A 21,225-nucleotide genomic window follows, 5' to 3' on the forward strand; every position below is an offset into this window, starting at 1 on the left:
GGGTATTTGATGGCTTCAGATGATATAGAGGAACGGCTCAAACAAAAGCGTAAGGATGCGCTAAAGGGGGGCGGGAAAGAACGAATTCAAAAACAGCATGACAAGGGTAAGTTGACCGCCCGCGAACGTATCGATCTGCTGCTGGACGACGGCACGTTTGAAGAGATCGATCCTTTTGTGACGCACCGGAGCCGCAAGTTCGGACTTGAGGAAAAAAAGATTTTGGGCGACGGGGTGGTGACAGGGTTTGGGAAGGTTCACGGGCGACCGATTTACCTGTTCAGCCAGGATTTTACCGTGATTGGAGGGTCTCTCTCAGAAACTCATGCCGAAAAAATCTGTAAGGTAATGGATTTGGCCATGAAAAACGGCGTGCCCGTGATGGGGCTCAATGACTCCGGGGGTGCGCGCATTCAGGAGGGCGTTTCTTCGCTGGGGGGCTATGCAGAGGTATTCTGGCGCAATAGCATGGCCTCGGGAGTCGTACCGCAGCTATCTGCGGTTATGGGGCCCTGCGCCGGTGGAGCGGTATACAGTCCCGCTCTCACCGATTTCGTCTTTATGGTAAAAAATACCAGCTATATGTTCGTGACGGGACCGGATGTGGTGAAGACTGTAACGCATGAAGACGTCACTTCTGAAGAATTGGGCGGTGCCAGTGCACACAGCACTAAGTCGGGCGTAGCGCATTTTGCCGAAGAGAACGACGCGATCTGCCTGCAGGAGATGCGGAAGCTGCTGACTTATGTTCCACAAAACTGCGAAGAAAAGCCTCCCCGAAAAGAGGCTAAAAAGCCCGATTCTTCCAAAGTGGAACAATTGAATAGTCTTGTGCCGGATCAACCCAACAAGCCTTATGATATCAAGGATGTTATCGAGGGGATTGTTGATAAAGATTCGTTTATGGAGGTACACGAGCATTACGCCGATAATATAGTGGTTGGTTTTGCACGTATTGACGGTCGCAGTGTGGGTATCGTAGCGAATCAACCGTTATCATTGGCTGGTGTGCTGGATATCGATGCCTCTGTCAAAGGCGCCCGGTTTGTGCGGTTCTGCGATGCCTTTAATATCCCCCTTATTGCTTTTGAGGACGTGCCCGGATTTTTACCCGGTACGGATCAGGAGTGGGGCGGCATTATTAAACACGGGGCGAAGCTGCTGTATGCTTTTTGCGAGGCAACGGTCCCCAAAATGACTGTCATTACCCGGAAAGCCTACGGCGGCGCCTATGACGTAATGAATTCCAAGCATATCCGTGCTGATTATAACGTGGCATGGCCAACGGCCGAAATTGCGGTTATGGGTCCCAAAGGGGCCGTTGAAATTATTTTCCGCAAAGAGATCGCCGAAGCCGATGATCCCGAGGCAAAAGAACAGGAGCTTATTGATTATTACAAAGAAGAGTTTGCCCATCCCTACAAAGCGGCAGAGCGTGGTTTTATTGATAATGTGATTCTGCCAGGGGAAACCCGGGAGAAACTAATTCATGCGCTTGAAATTAGCGAAAATAAAGTGGATAGTGTTCCCCGGAAAAAACACGATAATCTTCCTTTGTAGAGGACTTTGCAAAACCGCTCTTTTGGCCAATATCTGCATCCTCGCGCATTTAAAATCCTTTAATATGCTGTGTCGTATCCGTTCAGGTTCTGGTATTTACCAAAATTCCTGATTTCACAAAATTTCTTAGAGATAAAATTTTAGTACTACTTCGGCTCTTAGCCTTATAAGATATGGCCTGCAGGTGGGCACTTTCAGTCAAAAGCGTGTATAAGAGTATGTGGAACTCAGCAAAATCTACTGCGAATCCGACGAGTTTGGCCGGATTTCGAGCTCTTTTTCGTTACATAGTACCACTGTTTGTCTAAAAAATCACAGGATGTATTTTTAATTGAAATTCTCGCTTACCATGACCTACGTCCGGCAGATTCCCATATGATCTTCGGCATTACCGGGAATTTTAAATTTCGGATGCAGCCCAACTACCTCCCCAATTAAGATAAGGGCCGGATTGGTTAGGCCCTGTTTATTTACTTCACCGGCGATCGTTTGAACCGTACCCAGGGCTATTTTTTCTTTCGGCAAAGATCCCTGTTGAATAACGGCAGCTGGTGTTTTGGCCTTGCCGTTTTTTTCGAATATAGCAGTGATTTTTTGGAGATTCCTCATTCCCATCAGAATCGCAACGGTAGCCGTCGTTTGTGCGGCGAGTTCAATATCCTCTGAAACCCCGCCATTTCTGGTCACGCCTGTTGTAACCCAAAAGCTTTCATTAATTCCTCGTTTTGTGAGTGGAATTGTTTGCAGCTCTCCGATGGAGGTACAGCTCGATATACCGGGAATAATCTCAACGGGAATATCATGGGCGCGAGCGTAAGCCAGCTCTTCATGTCCCCTTCCGAAGATAAACGGATCCCCGCCTTTAAGTCGAACAATACAAAGGCCTTCATTGGCTTTTTGAACAATGAGGTTGTTGATCTTTTCCTGGCTATTCTGGCAGGAGCCCGCCTTTTTACCTACATAAATTTTTTCGGCGGCTGAGGGCGCATATTCCAGTAACGCCGGGTGTGAAAGGGTATCGTAAAGTACCACCTCCGCTTGTTCAAGTGCCTTAACGCCTTTAACGCTGATGAGGTCCGGGTCACCCGGGCCTGCCCCTAGTAAAATTAATTTTGACCGTTCCATGCCTTCAACGTTTACAATTGGTTTGGCTATTCTTTTGACGAAACATTCTCAGAAGAGGTCGACGGGTTTTGCAGGTGTGGGCAGGCATACCGATTGCTGATAATGGGGTTGTCGCTGAGACGGTACTCAAATAACCGGATATTCGATTTTTAAAATTCATTGTTGACAATATCTTTCTTTTGCATTAGTATTAGAGGTAAAATTAATTCTTTGCATAAATTAATTATGAATTATTTAAATTAAAACTTAAAAATTAACTAATCTATTTACTGTAATCGGTAAGCGAAGATGTTAATGGGGAGCTCATAAATGGTAAGTAAAAAACCAGCAATTTTAATTGCACTATGAAAATATCAGACAGAAAAGAGATCGTAGTTGTCGGAAATGGAATGGTAGGATACAAGTTTTGCGAGAAACTTGTCGCAAAACAAGGTAATGAGGCGTTTAACATCACTGTTTTTGGAGAAGAACCCAGGCCAGCCTACGATCGCGTTCAGCTAAGCTCCTACTTTGCGGGGGCAGATGAAGATGATCTCCAAATGGCCCCGGAGGAGTGGTACGAAGAGAAAGGTATTGCACTGTATACGGGTGAATTGGCTGTAGATTTGGACCGGAAACATAAAACCGTTACGTCGCAGAAAGGTAGAACCGTCACTTACGATACGCTCATCCTTGCCACCGGATCCAGTGCCTTTGTTCCACCCATAGATGGAGTAGATAAAGACGGGGTCTTTGTCTATCGCACAATTGAGGATCTGGAAGCGATCACGAAATATGCTGCAGGAGCCAGCAAGGCTGCGGTCATAGGAGGTGGTTTGCTGGGTTTAGAGGCAGCTAAATCGGCTATGGACCTGGGACTGAAAACAAGTGTAATTGAGTTTGCTCCCCGCCTTATGCCCAGGCAGCTGGATGAAATTGGGGCCGGTGCTTTGAAAACAGCGCTCGAAGGGCTGGACCTGGAGATATTATTAAATAAAAATACAACCCTGATCGGGGGTAACGGGACGCCCGAATACCTCGATTTTGCAGATGGCGGCCACCTGGAAGCCGACATGGTGATCATATCCGCAGGTATTCGACCACGCGATGAGCTGGCAAAAAAAGCGGGTCTTGAAGTCGGAGAACGCGGGGGGATCATTGTTGACGACCAGTTGCAAACAAGCGATTCGGATATCTATGCTATTGGGGAGTCGGCTTTACACCGGGGCATGATCTATGGTCTTGTAGCACCCGGATATGAGATGGCCGATGTAGTGGTAGAAAATCTTACCGGCGGCGAGGAGAAGTTTACGGAATTCGACATGTCAACCAAGCTGAAATTGGTAGGCGTGGATGTAGCCAGTTTTGGAGACGCCTTTGGCGAATCGGAAGAAAACAGTAAGAAAGTCATAATAGACAACAAGGCGAAAGGTGTTTATAAGCGCATCAACGTCTCGGATGATGGCGATCGTCTGCTGGGCGGGATGCTTGTAGGCGATGCCGACGACTACAATATGCTTCTTCAGATAGCCCAAAACGGCTTTTCACTTCCGCCTGATCCGGTTGATCTGATTATTGGCGATCGCGATGAAGAATCGGGCGGGGGACAGAAGGTCTACGAATTTCCGGATAACTCCATTATTTGTTCCTGTGAAAGTGTGACTAAAGGAGAAATTTGTGATGTCATTGAAGAAGAGGGCAAAGAGGATATCGACAGTATCAAATCGTGCACGAATGCGGGAACGGGCTGCAGCGGCTGCGTACCCATGCTCGATGACCTGCTGACCCAGTCTATGGAAGCGCGCGGCAGGGAGGTGCGCAAAGTAATTTGTGAGCATTTTGACTACACCCGCCAGGAGCTGTTTGATATCATCAAGGTGAAGGAGATACACACCTTTGATGAATTATTGGATGAAGTGGGACAAGGCGATGGCTGTGAGAAATGTAAACCCGCTGTGGCTTCGTTGCTGGCAAGCGCTTTTAATGAGCACGTATTAGAAGAACGAGATACCATCCAGGATACCAACGATCGATTTTTGGCCAATATTCAGCGCGGGGGTACCTATTCGGTTATACCCCGGGTGCCCGGCGGAGAGATTACTCCGGATAAGCTGATCACTATTGGCGAGCTGGCTAAAAAATACGGTCTTTATACTAAAATTACCGGCGGCCAGCGCATCAACATGATGGGTGCCCGTGTCGATCAGCTTCCCGATATCTGGGAGGATCTGATTGAGGCCGGTTTCGAAAGCGGCCACGCTTATGGCAAGGCGTTGCGAACGGTTAAGAGCTGTGTTGGTTCCACATGGTGCCGGTACGGACTGCATGAATCGGTTTCTTTTGCTATTCGAATTGAAGAGCGATACCGTGGCCTTCGCGCACCACATAAGCTTAAGGGCGGGGTTTCCGGATGTGTGCGGGAATGCGCGGAAGCCCAGGCTAAGGACTTTGGTATAATCGCTACGGAAGAGGGCTGGAACCTCTTCGTATGCGGTAATGGCGGTACCAACCCCCAGCACGCCAAACTTCTGGCTACCGATCTCGATGAAGAAACGCTTATAAAATATCTGGACCGCTTCCTGATGTTCTACATTAAGACGGCCGAACATCTGAATCGTACGTCCACCTGGCTGAATAAAATGGAGGGCGGTCTCGGGTACCTGAAAAAGGTGGTGGTTGAAGACTCCCTTGGGATAGGAGAGGAGCTCGAAATAGAAATGCAGCAGCTGATCAATGTCTATTCCTGCGAGTGGAAAGAAGTGGTCAATAATCCCGAACTCAGGGAACGGTTTACCCACTTTGTCAACTCCGATGATGTGGATCCCAGCGTAAAGTTCAAGGACTATCGCGAACAGCCCGTACCCGCACCCGCCGGCTGGAAAGAAAAGGGTTAGTCGTCATCCGTATTCCTAATGCCACATATCTTTATCAAACTTTCAAACTTAAAGACCTATTCAGCCCGAACAATGCAAGCGCACGAGAATGTCAAGAAATGGTTCAAAGCGGCCCGAGTGGAAGATTTTCCCAAAAACGGGGGAGCCTGTGTTAAGTATAGAGACAAGCAGATTGCGGTCTTCAATTTTACCCGGCGCGGCGAGTGGTTTGCCTGCCAGAATATGTGTCCCCACAAAAAGGAGATGGCTTTGGCCCGTGGAATGATCGGAGAATCGAAGGGAGAGCCCAAAGTGGCATGTCCCTTTCATAAAAAAGCTTTCTCGCTTTGTTCCGGTGAAAATATTAATGGCGAAGAAGAACCGGTTACCACATATCCGGTGAAAGTGGAGGATGGATATGTATATATCGGGCTCACAACAGATTAATTCCGGAATCCATAATCTCCCCCGTGGTTCCCATATTAGCATCAGCTTGTGTCAGGTGTCCACCCCTGACAACCTGTTCACTGTTCTTTTCAGGGGGGGACGCTTGGCATAGCCGTTCAGGGGGATTAAAGATCGGGAAATGTGATAGCACAATTCGAACCTTAAAATAGTTGAAAATTATGAGAGATATTTCTGGCAAGAGTTCTTCGCTGCGCTCCGGTAAAGCGCTTTCCGTTGTCAGTTGCAGCCGCCCGACACTGGAGCGGGTGAAGTCAGATAGGCTTCCCAAGGGTAACTTGTTGGATGTAGCCCGTTCGGCCGGCTTTTTGGCCTCCAAGCAGACCCATCACCTGATACCACACTGCCATCCGGTTTCGATTGATGCGCTGGATATCTCTTATAGCTATATCGAAGACGGTAATTGCAGAGAGGATATCGGAAAGCTGGAGGTAGCATTTGGAATTGCTGTTATCGCCGGGGGAAAGTCGATCGGACGAACCGGTATTGAGATGGAGTTGCTGACGGCGGTTTCCATCAGCGCCCTAACGATTTATGACCTCCTGAAGCCACTCGGAGATGAAGTCGAAATCAGGACGACGCGCCTGCTCAATAAAACAGGCGGCAAAAGCAATTTGAAGAAGGTGGTAGGGAAACAAAATAAAGCTGCCGTGCTCATTTGTTCGAACTCTGTTGCCGCCGGTCGAAAAGCGGACCGCGCGGGACCGATTATTGAACAAATGCTCCGGGAGCATTATGCTGATATCGTTGATTTTAAGGTGATACCTGACCGCCGGGAAGCCATCCAGGCCCAGCTCAAAGAGTGGGCGGATAGGAATATCCCATTTGTATTTACGGTGGGTGGCACCGGGCTTGGACCGGATAACAGGGCGGTCGATGCGGTCCGTGGGATCCTCGAGCGAATAACCCCCGGGGTCGTGGATGCTATGGAACTGCACGGGCTGCAAAGAACTCCGCTGGCCATGATGTCGCGACTGACTGCCGGAATCCTGAAAAGTACGCTTATAGTGACGCTGCCCGGCAGTTCCGACGGACTGCGTCAAAGCCTCGGAGGTATCCTGCCGGGAGTATTCTATGCCAGGAAAATGCTACGGCCCGCCAGGATAAAAAACTGACTTCTGAACAAAACATGCTCCCGGTTAATCTATTTCAAATAGTGTCTTGAACCAATCCCCGTGTTCCCGGCAAAAAGGTACCCGATATCTTCTGTATTCCATTACAGTCGCCTGTGACTAAAACCGATTTTTAAGCCTTTAAACGATTATCTACTGATTGTTACTATGAAAACTACCGATACCAACAAAGCGACAAGTATTAATATTTTTAGTTTTGCGGCCCCGCACATGCGGACCTTTCATCTTTCCTGGATCTCGTTTTTTCTCTGTTTCTTTGGCTGGTTTGGGATTGCACCGCTGATGGCTGTTATACGTGAGGAACTGGACCTGACCCAGTCACAGATTGGGAACACTATTATCGCTTCAGTGGCTATTACGGTGATTGCCCGGATATTTATCGGCCGGTTTTGTGATAAATATGGTCCGCGTCTTACCTATGCCGTCTTGCTGATTTTGGGATCCATTCCCGTTATCGGCATCGGATTGAGCAATAGTTATGAAACGTTTCTGCTGTTCAGATTGGCTATCGGTGTGATCGGCGCCTCCTTTGTGATAACCCAATACCACACCTCGGTTATGTTTGCGGATAACGTTGTGGGCACTGCCAATGCCACGACCGCGGGGTGGGGGAATATGGGGGGAGGAGCTACCCAAGTGATTATGCCGCTCATTTTTGCCGGATTCGTATTTCTGGGTTTCGAGGAGTCCTCGGCATGGAGGTATGCGATGATCGTTCCGGGAATAGCCATGATTGTATTGGGGTTCCTCTACTACCATTATACAACCGATACGCCCGAAGGAAACTTCTCTGAGCTGGAAGTGGATCCCGTAGCAGAGCTTGAGGGCGAAGAGGAGGAAGCTGATGTATCAATGAGGGAAGTGATGAAGGATTATCGGGTGTGGAGCCTGTTTGTAATCTATGGCGCCAGTTTTGGTATTGAACTGACGATTAATAATATCGCGGCTATTTATTACCACGATTATTTTTCGCTGGACCTGCAGACCGCCGGACTCATTGCCGGAATGTTTGGCCTGATGAATATATTTGCCCGTTCGGCCGGTGGATATCTGGGCGACACGTTCGGTATTAAATTTGGGCTCAAGGGCCGGGTTCGATTCCTGTTCGTTATGTTATTGTTAGAAGGGGTGGCCCTTATGCTCTTTTCCAGTATGGTGACACTTGCACTGGCTATCGGAACGATGATTTTCTTTAGTCTCTGCGTACAGATGGCGGAAGGAGCCACCTATTCGGTCGTTCCCTTTGTGAACCGCAAAGCTGTTGGGGCGGTTTCGGGCATTGTGGGAGCCGGGGGCAATGCCGGCGCCGTTATGGCCGGATTCCTGTTTAAATATGAGTCTTTAGGCTATCCCGAAGCGCTGTTTATTATCGGGGGTGTGGTTACGGTCGTTTCCTTTCTCTCTTTTACCATTCGTTTCTCCATGGCCGATGAAAAAGAGGCGAGATACGAGCTGGAAGAGGCATTGTCAGAACTGGAACCCGAGTTAGAGCCGGCCTATGCAGATTGAAGGTTGAGGCCATGACAGAAGGTTGAATAAATGTTGCAGCTCGGCATACAGCCGGGAAAAGCCTTACGGAGTGGGAGATATTATGAAATATGCAAGACTTAAATAACTATGGATCAAACCGGAACCGAAAAATATAAATCTACTTGTTCCTATTGTGGAGTAGGATGTGGTGTTATTGTGGAAAAGAACGTCGGGGGACAGATTGAAATTACCGGCGATGAATCACATCCGGCGAACAAGGGGATGCTCTGTTCCAAGGGAATGAACCTGCATTATACGGTGTCCGATCATTCCGACCGGTTACTCCATCCACAGATGCGATGGGCGCGGGGTCAGCCCCGCAGACGCGTAGACTGGGATACGGCCCTGGATCGGGCGGCGGCGGTGTTCGGTACCTTTATTGATAAATACGGTCCCGATTCGGTAGGCTTTTATGTCTCCGGGCAGTGCCTTACCGAGGAGTACTATACGGTCAATAAGCTGGCCAAAGGATTTGTAGGCACCAACAATATCGATACGAACTCGCGGCTCTGCATGAGTTCAGCCGTAGCCGGGTACAAGAAATCCCTGGGGGAGGATTCGCCGCCGATCAGCTACGATGATATCGAGCTGGCCAACTGCTTCTTCATAACCGGTGCCAATCCCGCCTGGTGCCATCCTATCCTTTTTCGCCGCATTGAAGCCCATAAAGAGAAGGATCCGGATGTTAAAGTTATCGTGGCCGATCCCCGGGAGACGCAATCCTGCTCGATTGCAGATCTTCACCTTCAGCTGAATCCGGGGACCGATACGGTCTTATACCATGCCATCGCGCGCTGCCTGATTGAAAACGGCCGAATTGACGAGTCGTTTATCGAAAAGCATACGGATGGATTTGAAGAGTTCAGAGCCCGGGTTCTGTCACAACCGCTGGAGGAAGCAGCCGACACCTGTGGTTTGCCAGTACGGGAAATTAAGCAGGCTGCCCGATGGATTGGAGATGCCAACGGCTTTATTTCAATGTGGGCGATGGGGCTTAACCAGAGCGTGGATGGTACGGCTAAAAACCTGGCGCTCATTAATCTTTCCCTCATTACGGGCCAGATCGGAAAACCCGGTGCGGGACCTTTTTCACTGACCGGGCAGCCCAATGCTATGGGGGGACGCGAGGTGGGAGGGATGGCCAATCTGCTTTCCGCGCACCGTGATCTCGGTAATCCGGAACATCGCCGGGAAGTGGCGGACCTTTGGAATGTCAATTCAGTCCCCGCAGAGCCCGGATATACGGCAACCGAAATGTTTGACGCCCTGCGAAGCGGGGATATGAAAGCGATCTGGATCATTTGTACCAATCCGGTGGTGAGCCTTCCTCATTCCGCCATGGTCGAAGAAGCACTTGAAAAAGCCAAATTTGTAATCGTCCAGGATATCTCACAGGATTCCGCGACCGTTGACTATGCCGACCTGGTGTTGCCGGCTGCGGGCTACCTGGAGAAGGAGGGTACGATGACCAACTCCGATCGCCGGATCAGCTATTTGAATAAAGTGGTGGAAGCACCTGGCGAGGCTCTACCGGACGCTGAGATATTGTGTCGTTTTGCCCGGAAGATGGGCTACCGTGGATTTGATTTTGATACGGCCGCTGACATATTCGCTGAGCATTGTAAGCTCACCAGGGGAACCAATATTGATATCAGCGGGTTGAGTCATGAGTATTTAAAGCAAAATGGAACGGTACAGTGGCCCTTTCCCGAGGGCGCCCAGGAAGGAACGCGGCGTTTGTTTACGGATCACGAGTTCTATACCCAGAATGGACGTGCTAAGATTCATACTCAGGATAAAGGCAGACCCGAACGCCCGGGTGAGAATAATCCCCTGGTGTTGACGACGGGGAGAATCCGTGATCAATGGCACACAATGACCCGCACCGGCAAGGTGAGCCGGCTTAATCAGCATATTGATGAAGCGTATGTAGACATACATCCTGAGGATGCCCAAAAGCGGGGTATTGACAATGAAGATGTGGTTGAAGTAACGAATGAACGGGGAGAGGTGCGTGTGCGAGCTATACACTCAGAGGCCGTTAAACCCGGTGTCGTATTCATTCCGATGCATTGGGGGAAGGTGCTCCAAAAGGATTTCCCGCGAGCGAATAATTTGACCAGCGACAGGGTAGATCCGGTTTCGAAGGAACCTGACTTTAAATTCTCAACCGTTGAGGTATCAAAATTTAACAAAGAGCATGATAAGGTCATCGTTGTCGGGGCCGGGGCCGGAGGTTTCCAGTTTGTCAATAGTTATCGCGAATACAACGCGGAAGACGAGGTAGAAGTATTCTCCAAAGAGTATGACTGGTTTTACAACCGGGTGATGCTTCCTGACTATATCAGTGGCGAGTCGGATTGGATGAAGCTGAAAAAAATGAAGTCCGATAAGCTCGTAGAACTCGATATCCTTATGCATGAGGGCATCAGCGTGGAGCGTATAGACCCCGAAAAACAACTTATTACGGATTCGAATGGCGAAGATCATTCCTACGACAAGCTGGTGCTCGCTACCGGAAGTCGTGCTAATTTCCCGAAAGGTATTCCCCGTTTACCGGGGGTGTTTACCATCCGTCATCGCAGTGATGCTGAAGATCTGATAGAGTACACAAACAAAGCAGGCCATGTCGTAATTGTAGGCGGGGGACTCCTTGGATTAGAGATGGCAGCTGCACTCCAAAAGGTTGACATATCAGTTACACTGGTGCATCGCAATCCAAGGCTCATGGAGCGACAGCTCGATCCAACTGCGAGTGAACTGTTATATGAACACATACGGGACTGTGGCATTAATGTGATTTTTAACGATGAAATTGAGCATCTCTCTGAGCGGGATGATGGGATTCATGCGTCATTGAAAAGCGGTAAGTTCCTGGATTGCAAGGCGGTGGTCTATGCGATAGGCACTCGTCCGAATATCGGTCTGGCAAAAGAAGCAGGTCTGGAATGTAAGCGTGGCGTAGTGGTTAATGAGCATCTGCAAACCAGCGATCCCCATATTTATGCTATTGGAGAGATTGCGGAGTACAGGGGATCCATGAATGGAATCACGGCTGCAGCTGAAGAGCAAGCGGATATTGTCGCTTCCTATATCTCTGGTGACCTTTCCAGCACCTATTCGGGTACGGTTTCTATGAATATCTTGAAGTTTCCCGACCTCGAGCTTTGCTCGTTGGGCATGACAGAAATTCCCGATGGTGGATCCGAATATGAAAAAATTGTACTGGTGGATAAAAGCGAGCGATTTTATAAAAAATGCATAGTCTGTCAGGACCGATTGGTAGGCGCCATTTTGATGGGAGATAAGACGGAGTTCAATGAGTTTCGCCGGTTAATGGATGAACGAATGGAGTTATCTGACCGGCGAAAAGAATTGTTGCGTTCAGGGCAGTCACTGACACCGCTGAAAGGAGAGATCGTCTGTTCCTGTAATAACGTAGGGGACGGGAACCTGCGAGAGACCATTCGTGAGGGAAGTGATGATTTTAAGGAGCTTTGTGACCGAACCGGGGCGGGAACAGGTTGTGGAAGCTGTAAGCCCGAAGTAAAAGCAATCCTTGAACAGGCTACAGTGAAATTAAAGCAGTAGAATCAATGAACAGGAAGAAGTAAAAAAGTGAAAAGAAAGGAGTTTTAATCGGAGAAGTGAAGGTTTCAACTTAAAGCTGAGCAACCAAAGAATAACTAATAACCCGTTGGCTGATAACAAAAAACCAAAATTGATCCTTGACACGAAATATAAAAACGTCAGTAACTGCTAAATCTGCTATGAAAAAAACTGATCTCATCCGAGCGTTTATTCCCGGTGGCGTTTTAACCCCCAGGGACTTAAAAAAGATTATCGGCATTGCCCGGGATCTGGGGAATGAGGTGGTTCATTTCGGGTCGAGGCAGGATATTATGTTTCCGGGTGATGAGGTAGATCAAAAGAAACTGGATGAGGAGTTTGGTTCGATTCAGACGAATTACGAATGGAGTGGACGGCGGTATCAGAATATCGTTACATCCTATGTCGCGGTGGATTTAATGGCAAGTACTTCATGGGTCACTTCGGGAACCTATTTTAATGTGCTTGAGTACTTTGACTATCGTCCCCGGTTAAAAATAAATATTACAGATCCCAAACAGAGTCTGGTCCCGTTGTTTAACGGACAACTTAATTTTGTAGCTTCCGACCATGAGGACTACTGGTATCTGTTTGTAAAGTTCAATTCCTTTGGTGAGCGGCAGCGATGGCCGGTTTTGGTTTACAGCCGGGATATAGGAAAGATAGCCGCTGCCATAGAAGAGTATTATTTTAGATCTGAAAAGGAAAGTATTGCATCTGCCAAAAAATTATTTGAAGTAATAAATAAGAAGGTGGGTACTAATAGCAGGACCATTGACACGAATTTGGATTATCCCTCCGAGCCCTTTCCCTATTATGAAGGATTAAATAAAATGGCCGGTAACAAGTACTGGCTGGGGTTGTATTGGCGAAACAATCGCTATACCATCTCTTTTTTAGATAAGGTATGCAATCTTTGTGAGCAGACGAATTGTGGAAGAATCATCATTACCCCCTGGAAGTCCTTTATCGTTAAGGACATTTCAGAGGAAGACCGGTCGAAGTGGGAGCTCTTGTGTGGTAATAACGGGATCAATCTGAGACACTCTTCCCTCGAGCTTAACTGGCATTTGCCCGTACTTGATGATTCAGCTCTGAAGTTGAAAAAATACCTGGTTGATGTGTTTGACAGGCACGATATCAGTACGTATGGACTAACGTTTTCTATCAAGGAGCCGCCGGTTAACCTGTTTACTTCTGTTGCTATTCTTACACAGCCGAGTATCCGGCTGTTTGGAAAATATGACATTTTAAAGCGTTATAATGTGTTTTACAGCAAGAATTTTGATCCCAATGAGGAGTATTATATCCCATTTGGAATGTATGTCTCCAAGAGGAATCTCCCGGAAGTTCTGATGAAGCTGAGCAGGATATACTACGAAGAAATGAATAAGGAAAAGGAAGATAGAATATGGGAGAAGCAGGAAGGGAAAACGTTTTTGAAAACCGTATTTCAATGTTCGGATTGTATGACGACCTATGATGAACGATACGGGGAGCCGAAGTCAGGTATTACGGAGGGGATCGCTTTTCATGAACTTCCGGGCAGCTATCACTGTCCTGTGTGTGAGGCTCCCAAGTCTTCATTTCAGGAAGTCGAAATGGACCTGGGAGAAGAAGTGAGTCGGGAATTTTAAATATAAAAAGATAACAGACTATGAGATTGAATGTAAAGCTTTATGGAATAACGAAAGAGATCGTCGGTCAAACAGAATTGAAGTACTGCCTTTCTTCATCGTCGGATGTATCTTCGTTACGAAAAGAACTTAAAAGGGAATATCCTGAACTCGGCCGGCTTACATCGTTGCTGGTTGCCGTCAATGGGGAGTATGCCCCCCGGGATTTAGTATTGAATGAACAGGACGAGGTAGTCCTCATCCCCCCGGTAAGCGGAGGATGATTTTGTTATAAGTTATTGGTTGTCAGAAATTCTGGTGACCAGTAGCAACTACTCACTCACTAATCAATAAACGAGGTATGATTGTATTGACATCCAAGCCTATCAACGTGCAACGAGCGATTGATGAAGTTTCCTCGGCAGAGGCGGGCGCTGTAGTTGTATTTATTGGCACGGTCCGCAACATGACCGATGGCAAACGGGTAGTAAAACTCGACTTTGAAGCCTACGATAAGATGGCCATATCGGAACTCGAGAAAATCGTGAATGAGGCAGTCGACCAGTGGCCAATAAAGAATATTTCAGTTATTCACCGTACCGGTAACCTTCGGATATCGGATATTGCCGTGGTCATTGCTGCTTCTTCCCCTCATCGAAAAGAGGCATTCAGAGCATGTGAGTTTGTGATTGATACCCTCAAAGAAACGGTTCCCATCTGGAAGAAAGAGTTTTTTGAAGATGAGGAAATCTGGGTGGCCGCGCATCCATGAAGTAAATTACAGCTTTAAATTTTTTTTAACCAAATGTTATTCACTACAGAAAGCAGGTTATTTTTATACAGTAAGTTCAATGAGTGATTTGTTATGTTTGTTCTTTAGTTTATTCTTTTTGGGAGCTTTTCTGATATTTCATTAATGAAAATAGCCAGCTTGGGTCGCGAGGGCTCAAAATCAACCGTAATTCCATGGGATTCCAGTCCACCAGAACAAACAGGGCCGATGGATGCCACCACCACCTCTTCCAGGGCCTTGCGCAACTCCTCTTTAGACGCCACGATATCTGCTACCTTCATCACATGGTTGACCTGTGTTTTGCTGGTAAACAGTACGACATCGGTTTCTCTATCCAGGATAGCACGGATGCCTTTTTTTAACGGCTCGAGATCATCCGGAAGTGCCCAGCGATAGATAGAGGTCTGCAGTAATTCAGCACCGCGTGCCTCTAATTCCCTGTTTAGCTTTTCATTCGGTTCCCCATATTCCTGTATGGCTATGAGCTTTCCATTTAAATCAGAGGTTAACTCGTTATCGGCAAGGGATTCCAACAGCTCTTTCCAGGTATTGGGTTCCGGAACTTTTATATTAATCGGGATCTCCAGCTTACGAAGTGCTTTGGCCGGCTTGGGACCGCGCGAAACAACCGTAATACCCGATAGTGCCTGGTGTATATTTTCCCAGTCATACTTAGTCTTCATAGTTTTTACCAGCATATCTGTCCCCACGCCCGTCAGGCAAATGAGGATATCAACGTTGCCGTCAAACAATTGCTCAGCGAATGAAAATACAGCCGTATGGTTCTCCAGGGGCACTTCCTGCATGGAGGGGGCGCTGATTGCCCGGGCTCCTTTTCGCTGCAGTAGTTGTGCTGTCGAGTCGGCCATTCGGCTTTCAAAGGCCACGGCAGTCATATTATTGAGTGGATTTGTGGAATTCATGATATAGATTTTTTCAAACTTGAAATGAAAATGAGAGCAGTTGCCGAATGATCTGGTGTTGTAATTACTTAAAAAACCGAGCCATGGGCTGGTTTACAGCCTCGCCCTTTGGTATAGGCTATTGGTATATAAAATTAAATGATTTTTATTACAAATCCTGTTTTCCTAATGAGCTGCGAGTACCTGCTTCTCCCAAAAATTTGTCCCTGAGCAAGGCGAAGCTCAGGAAGTATGAGCTAATTGGGCGAGTGCCTGCTCATATTGGCGGGGATTATTGGCATTCATGAGCTCCCGGGGATCAGGAGGATCCAATAGCTGAATGTCAGCGTTGATTAATGCCTTCCGGGGACAGGAGTAACCCATACCCAGAAACGTTAGAAGTACCTGATAACTTTTGGGCTCCCAAATGGTAATGAGGGGCTCCGGGAATCTGCTTTCGTTCTTTTGGAACGCCGTAGCAATTTTTGAAGGATTCCGGTTTTCTACCAGAGCCTGCAAGGTTTGGGGAGATAATAACGGCAGATCACAGGCCACTGCCAGGAAGGCCGAGTTTGGATACGCTCTAAAAGCTGACAGCAGGCCTCCAAGGGGACCCATTTCAAGAAAAGAGTCCGTAATGATGTTATAATTCCCCGGAATGCCCTTTTTCTGATCTTTCCGGCATGAGAGAAACACCTCATTGCAATAATCCTCCATTAGTTCATAGAGATACAGGCGCTGCTGTTTACCATGGTAGTCCAAGCGCGTTTTATCGGTATGCATTCTCGTACTTTTTCCACCGGCCAATACCAATCCTTTCAACGAGGGTGTGGCAGCCTCTAAAAGTTGATCTATTCGACTGACAATTTTCCCTGTTTCCTCAATTTTAAAAACGGGGATCCGGTCTATCTCTTTTATATTTTGTTTCACGTAATCAGGTACATGGGTTACTCCTTCCTGCAATACCATTATTTTGGTATTGGTTAGACGCTCCGGGGCTACCGGCTTTCGCTGGTCTATGACCGTAAGCTGGTTTTGGGCATCAAAATGATTGCCGTTGAGAAGTATCAGGTCTGCTTCATTAAACATTGATCTGGCCTGATAGTTATCCAGTCCCTTTCTACAATTGAACTTTTGGGCGGATTCTGTTCGAATATGGACCAGGTCCGTATCCGTGTACGTTTTTGCACGGTCCTGATCAGAATTAGTCTCGTTTGAATGCTCTGCATCTACATAACCGATTCGGTACTTTTGGGATAACGATTTGCTAAGTTGAGCGGCAAGCTTTTGAACGGCCGGACATGTAGTGCCGGCAATAGCCAGCTCGTTTCTGCCGAATGTACCGTGGTCCGCTTTAGCTAAAACAGTGTGTTTTTGATGAGTTTGCCTGTTCTTATTCCTTGGCATTATCTGTTGTTGTTCCTTGGCATTGTTGGGAATCATAGTATATGTAAAAACTATTTTTCCAGCAGGCACGATACAAAATATTAATTTAGTTAGTAAAATATTAATTATATCAATAATTTGTTAACTTAATTAGTAATTTAATTAAATTAATTATTATCTGTTTATGATTGAAGTAGCAGAGGCCGAAGGTATTATTGACGGGGTACGATTGGAGGTAGAAACGGAGAAGCTTGATGTTTCTGATACCGCTGGAATGATTCTGCGGGAACCGATAACATTGGATCGGGATTTACCTCCTTTTGACCGGGTGATGATGGATGGTATTTCAATTCAGTATGACAAGTGGGAGCAGGGACAGAGCGTGTTTCCGGTAGAGGGGTTGCAAAAAGCAGGGGAACCTAAACAGCTCATGGATGGTAACGGGCACTGTATGGAAGTGATGACCGGGGCTATATTACCCGGAAATGTGGATACGGTGATCCGGTATGAGGATATTAACATCCAGCAGGATGGAAAAGAAATCTCAGCGGTTATCCAAAAAGGTCCCAAAGCAAAGGGACAGAATATCCATCCAACAGGGACCAATCGGAAGAGGGGGGAGCGGGTGATTGATCAGGGAACGGTTCTGAGCCCGGCCGAAATCGGGGTAGCCGCCACGGTGGGGAAAACACGGCTGAACGTTTCGAAAGTACCGGAGGTAGCCGTGGTATCTACGGGTGATGAACTGGTGCCCATCGGTCAGCGTCCGCTCCCTCACCAAATACGCCGGTCGAATGCCTATACTATATCCGCCGCGCTGCGAGAGCTGCATATGGAAGCAGAGCTGTTTCATCTGAATGATGATCGCATTGAGATTGCGGAAAAACTGGATAAGATAATCGGGCAATTTGATTTGATGATTCTAAGCGGGGGCGTCTCCAGAGGAAAGTTAGACTATATTCCGGAGTTACTTGAGCAAAAAGGGGTGGAAAAACGCTTTCATAAAGTAAGGCAGCGTCCGGGCAAACCCTTCTGGTTCGGGCAATCTGAGGAGGCGGTGGTCTTTGCCCTTCCCGGGAATCCGGTTTCTACTTTTTCCTGCTGCTGCCGGTATGTCCTGCCCTGGCTGAAAAAGCAGTTGGGGATGCGTAAAAGAAATGTATTAAGGGCTCAGCTTACTGCAGATTATACCTTCAAGAAAAAACTGACCTATTTTTTGCAGGTGACTATAGATATTAATAATGATGGTATTATGAAGGCTACCCCGGTCAAAGGGAAAGGATCCAGTGATTTGGTCAACCTGTGCAGGGGAGATGGTTTCCTGGAGTTGCCGGAAGACCGGGCCCATTTTACGGCCGGGGAAAGCTATCCCCTGTTCCTGTATCGATCGTTGTGAGGCCTTGTTTCACAGGCATCACGGGTTTTAAAACGGCTGGAGATTATCCCAAAGGCTAAGTGGCTATGTTATGGATGGGCGGACAGAGTTTAGGTACATTTCCCGGGGGAAAATGACCGGCAGTTTTATCGAATTAGGACCGGCAGAACATTATCCGCCAATTACCGACATCGACTCGTTGAGTTTGTCTTTTCTTCTCTTTTCTGCCTCAAACCCATCTTTGGGCCGCTGTTTAAAGGTGTGTTTGAAGAGGGTGCGGATTTCTCTATCACTGGCACCATCGCGTAGAATTTCCCTGATGTTGAGAACGCCGCTGTCATAGAGACAGGTTTTGAGGGTGCCCTGGGAATCGATGCGTATCCGATTACAAGTCCCGCAAAATGTACGGCTGAAAGCTGCTATGATACCCAGTTTTCCCCGGTAATTCGGAATCTTATAGTTAGTGGAGGTAGAGTGGGGACCAGAGAATATCGTTTCTAAATGGGGATATTCGTCTTTGAGATGATTCAGGATTTTGTCGTATGTCCAGGTAAGTGCGGAGCCGTTGCCGCCCTCCCCGTTAAAGGGCATCTCTTCAATGAACCGTACCGACAGATCGTTGTAACGCGTGAGTTCGGCCAGGGGGATGATATCCTTAATATTTTCATCCTCCATCACCACAGTATTGATTTTAAAGGGAATAGAGCTCTTTTTAAGGAGATGGAAGGTCTTAATCACCCGGTCAAATTGATTTCTTCGTGTAATCGACTCAAAACGATCAGAATCCAGCGTGTCAAGACTCAGGTTAACAGAGGTAATCCCTATTTGTTGCAGACGTGAAATATACGGGGACAGGAGCGTGCCGTTGGTAGTGAGGGCAATTTTCTCAAGTTTTTTGTTGTTGCTGATAGTGGTGATGAAGTCGATTAAATTTTTTCGAACAAAAGGTTCGCCCCCGGTGATACGGATCTTGGATATTCCCAGGTCCGTAAGAATGGTGATAACACGTTCGAGCTCTTCATAGGACAGCAATGCTTCGCGCGGCAAAAAATTTGTTCCGGAAGCCGGCATACAATATTTGCACCGCAGATTGCATCGATCGGTTACGGACAGGCGAAGATAGGTAATAGGCCGGCCGTGATTATCATAAATAACAGAACGGTCAGAACTCATGAGTAGCAACAAAATTAATTAAAATTACAATAATTAATAATATATATAAATAATTAACGGATATTTAGTTAAATAAATAATCATTTAAAGTAAAATTAATAATATTATTAAGTATGGGTATTGTTGCTGGCAGCTGAAAAAACGTCGCCTGTTCAAAATGATCGAATTTCGTAATACCGATTATTTAGAAATTTCCCTTAGGGGAATAATTAAATTTAGAATGGCTGACGGGATATTCTTAACTTCCGTTTTTAAATTTTTTATCAAACGTAAGTCATGGATTTGTTTAACGAGCATTCCGACGATCATGGAGATGATTCACAATCCGATTCCACGAATCCCCACGAACCGCTGGCTACGCGTATGCGTCCCCACTCGCTGGAGGAGTTTGTGGGACAAAAGCACATCGTGGGCGAAGGCAAGATGCTGCGGCGTATGATTGAGTCCGGTGTTATCGGTTCGCTTATTTTTTACGGTCCCCCCAGCTCCGGAAAGACAACGCTGGCCCACGTCATATCGCGTGAAATCAATGCTCAGTTCGTAGTGCTTAACGCCGTCCTGGATGGGATAAAAGACCTGCGAGAAGTGGTCGCCAAAGCGGAGAAGATGCAGCAGATGAACGGGCGCAAGACCATTCTGTTTGTGGATGAAATCCACCGGTGGAACAAAGCCCAGCAGGATGCGCTGCTCCCGCATCTGGAGTCCGGAATCATTACCTTGATCGGAGCTACAACGGAGAATCCATTCTACACCATGGTCAGTCCATTGCTCTCACGCTGCCAGCTGTTTGAGCTTTACGATCTTACCAGGGATCATGTATTGGCAATGATTGGCCGGGCGTTAGAGGAAGAGCATCGCGGGTTGGGCAACAAAAATATCGAGGTTACCGAACCGGCAAGAAATCATCTGGCGGATTTTGCGGGCGGGGATATCCGAAATGCCCTGAATGCTCTGGAGGTAGCCGTGTTGTCAAGCGAACCGGATGAAGAGGGCATGATTCATATCGACCTGGAGATCGCCCGGGAATGTATTCAAAAGCGCAGCGTGCGGTACGACGGCACCGGGGACGAGCACTATCATTATGCTTCGGCATTTATTAAGTCCATGCGCGGCTCCGATCCCGACGCGGCCCTGTACTGGATGGCCGCGATGCTGGAAGGCGGAGAGGATCCCAATTTCCTGTTCCGGCGTATGCTGATCCTGGCCTCCGAAGATGTGGGAATGGCTGATCCGCATGCGCTCTCGCTGGTCAATTCGGCGCACGAGGCATTTACCAAATGCGGTATGCCCGAGGGACTGTATTTCCTGGCTCATGCCAGTATCTACCTGTCACTGGCACCAAAGAGCAATAGCACGGGCGCTATTTTTTCGGCCCGTCGCGAAGTCAAAAACAGTGGCATCGGTGCCGTGCCGCCCCATCTGCGCGATAAAACGGCAAACTCCAAGCAGTCGCGTTACCTGGGCGTTGAAAATGCTTCGGACGATTATATCTATCCTCATTCCTATGATCACCACTGGGCCCCGCAGCAGTATCTGCCCGAGGAGGTTCGGAACAGGGAGTGGTATGAGCCGGGACAAGTGGGCCGCGAGAATAAGCTGTGGGAGCGGCTGCAGAAGATTAAAGAAGCGTATTCTCACAGTGAAGCTCGAAAATAAAAGGACCAGGCCCGGTCAGAGTCTGGTCCCTGTGGGGGGATTAGTGTATG

General features: G+C 47.6%; 15 protein-coding genes. 11 read left to right on the forward strand and 4 right to left on the reverse strand.

Going from position 1 to position 21,225, the window contains the following annotated elements; translation table 11 throughout:
- Positions 1-9: 9 nt before the first annotated feature.
- Positions 10-1,560, forward strand: a complete 1,551-nt coding sequence (locus tag BUB16_RS15745) for an acyl-CoA carboxylase subunit beta (protein WP_073066674.1) — start codon at positions 10-12, stop codon at positions 1,558-1,560.
- A 354-nt stretch (positions 1,561-1,914) separates the two neighbouring features.
- Here the strand turns inward: BUB16_RS15745 and cobA are convergent, their stop codons facing one another.
- A complete protein-coding gene (gene cobA, locus BUB16_RS15750; protein WP_073066678.1) occupies positions 1,915-2,685 on the reverse strand; it encodes a uroporphyrinogen-III C-methyltransferase in 771 nt (256 codons plus the stop codon).
- A 344-nt stretch (positions 2,686-3,029) separates the two neighbouring features.
- On the opposite strand from cobA, the gene nirB reads away from it, so the two are divergent.
- The 8 genes from nirB (at position 3,030) to BUB16_RS15790 (ending at position 14,662) form a co-directional block, all read left to right on the forward strand.
- Positions 3,030-5,558: a nitrite reductase large subunit NirB gene (nirB, locus tag BUB16_RS15755; protein ID WP_073066681.1), complete on the forward strand. Its 2,529-nt coding sequence runs from the start codon at positions 3,030-3,032 to the stop codon at positions 5,556-5,558.
- A gap of 72 nt (positions 5,559-5,630) precedes the next feature.
- The gene (nirD, locus tag BUB16_RS15760; protein WP_211483208.1) at positions 5,631-5,984 is read left to right on the forward strand and encodes a nitrite reductase small subunit NirD; all 354 of its coding nucleotides are present in this window, start codon (positions 5,631-5,633) and stop codon (positions 5,982-5,984) included.
- Positions 5,985-6,163: 179 nt separating this feature from the next.
- Entirely contained in the window at positions 6,164-7,117 is a 954-nt protein-coding gene (gene moaCB / locus BUB16_RS15765) for a bifunctional molybdenum cofactor biosynthesis protein MoaC/MoaB (protein ID WP_073066687.1), read from the forward strand.
- 165 nt (positions 7,118-7,282) lie between these two features.
- Positions 7,283-8,644, forward strand: a complete 1,362-nt coding sequence (locus BUB16_RS15770; protein WP_073066690.1) for a NarK family nitrate/nitrite MFS transporter — start codon at positions 7,283-7,285, stop codon at positions 8,642-8,644.
- A gap of 108 nt (positions 8,645-8,752) precedes the next feature.
- The gene (locus BUB16_RS15775) at positions 8,753-12,256 is read left to right on the forward strand and encodes a nitrate reductase (RefSeq protein ID WP_073066692.1); all 3,504 of its coding nucleotides are present in this window, start codon (positions 8,753-8,755) and stop codon (positions 12,254-12,256) included.
- A 179-nt stretch (positions 12,257-12,435) separates the two neighbouring features.
- Complete coding sequence (locus BUB16_RS15780; protein WP_073066695.1) at positions 12,436-13,911, forward strand: ferredoxin-like domain-containing protein; 1,476 nt, start codon at positions 12,436-12,438, stop codon at positions 13,909-13,911.
- A 20-nt stretch (positions 13,912-13,931) separates the two neighbouring features.
- Positions 13,932-14,174, forward strand: coding sequence for a MoaD/ThiS family protein (locus tag BUB16_RS15785; RefSeq protein WP_073066698.1), 243 nt, complete (start codon positions 13,932-13,934; stop codon positions 14,172-14,174).
- 77 nt (positions 14,175-14,251) lie between these two features.
- Positions 14,252-14,662, forward strand: coding sequence for a molybdenum cofactor biosynthesis protein MoaE (locus tag BUB16_RS15790; protein ID WP_073066700.1), 411 nt, complete (start codon positions 14,252-14,254; stop codon positions 14,660-14,662).
- Positions 14,663-14,766: 104 nt separating this feature from the next.
- Here BUB16_RS15790 and BUB16_RS15795 read toward each other — a convergent pair whose 3' ends face one another.
- Together BUB16_RS15795 and BUB16_RS21820 are read right to left on the reverse strand one after the other, a co-directional pair.
- Positions 14,767-15,606, reverse strand: a complete 840-nt coding sequence (locus tag BUB16_RS15795) for a uroporphyrinogen-III synthase (protein WP_073066703.1) — start codon at positions 15,604-15,606, stop codon at positions 14,767-14,769.
- A gap of 222 nt (positions 15,607-15,828) precedes the next feature.
- Entirely contained in the window at positions 15,829-16,992 is a 1,164-nt protein-coding gene (locus BUB16_RS21820; RefSeq protein ID WP_211483209.1) for an NTP transferase domain-containing protein, read from the reverse strand.
- A 163-nt stretch (positions 16,993-17,155) separates the two neighbouring features.
- Here BUB16_RS21820 and BUB16_RS15805 point away from each other — a divergent pair, with 163 nt between their 5' ends.
- A complete protein-coding gene (locus tag BUB16_RS15805) occupies positions 17,156-18,367 on the forward strand; it encodes a molybdopterin molybdotransferase MoeA (protein WP_073066705.1) in 1,212 nt (403 codons plus the stop codon).
- A 150-nt stretch (positions 18,368-18,517) separates the two neighbouring features.
- Here BUB16_RS15805 and moaA read toward each other — a convergent pair whose 3' ends face one another.
- A complete protein-coding gene (gene moaA / locus BUB16_RS15810; RefSeq protein WP_073066708.1) occupies positions 18,518-19,519 on the reverse strand; it encodes a GTP 3',8-cyclase MoaA in 1,002 nt (333 codons plus the stop codon).
- Positions 19,520-19,795: 276 nt separating this feature from the next.
- Here moaA and BUB16_RS15815 point away from each other — a divergent pair, with 276 nt between their 5' ends.
- Positions 19,796-21,175 carry a replication-associated recombination protein A gene (locus BUB16_RS15815; protein WP_073066711.1) on the forward strand — a complete coding sequence of 460 codons (1,380 nt, stop codon included), beginning with the start codon at positions 19,796-19,798 and terminating at the stop codon, positions 21,173-21,175.
- Positions 21,176-21,225: the final 50 nt, after the last annotated feature.

The organism is Fodinibius roseus (assembly GCF_900129315.1).
Taxonomy (GTDB): domain Bacteria; phylum Bacteroidota; class Rhodothermia; order Balneolales; family Balneolaceae; genus Fodinibius; species Fodinibius roseus.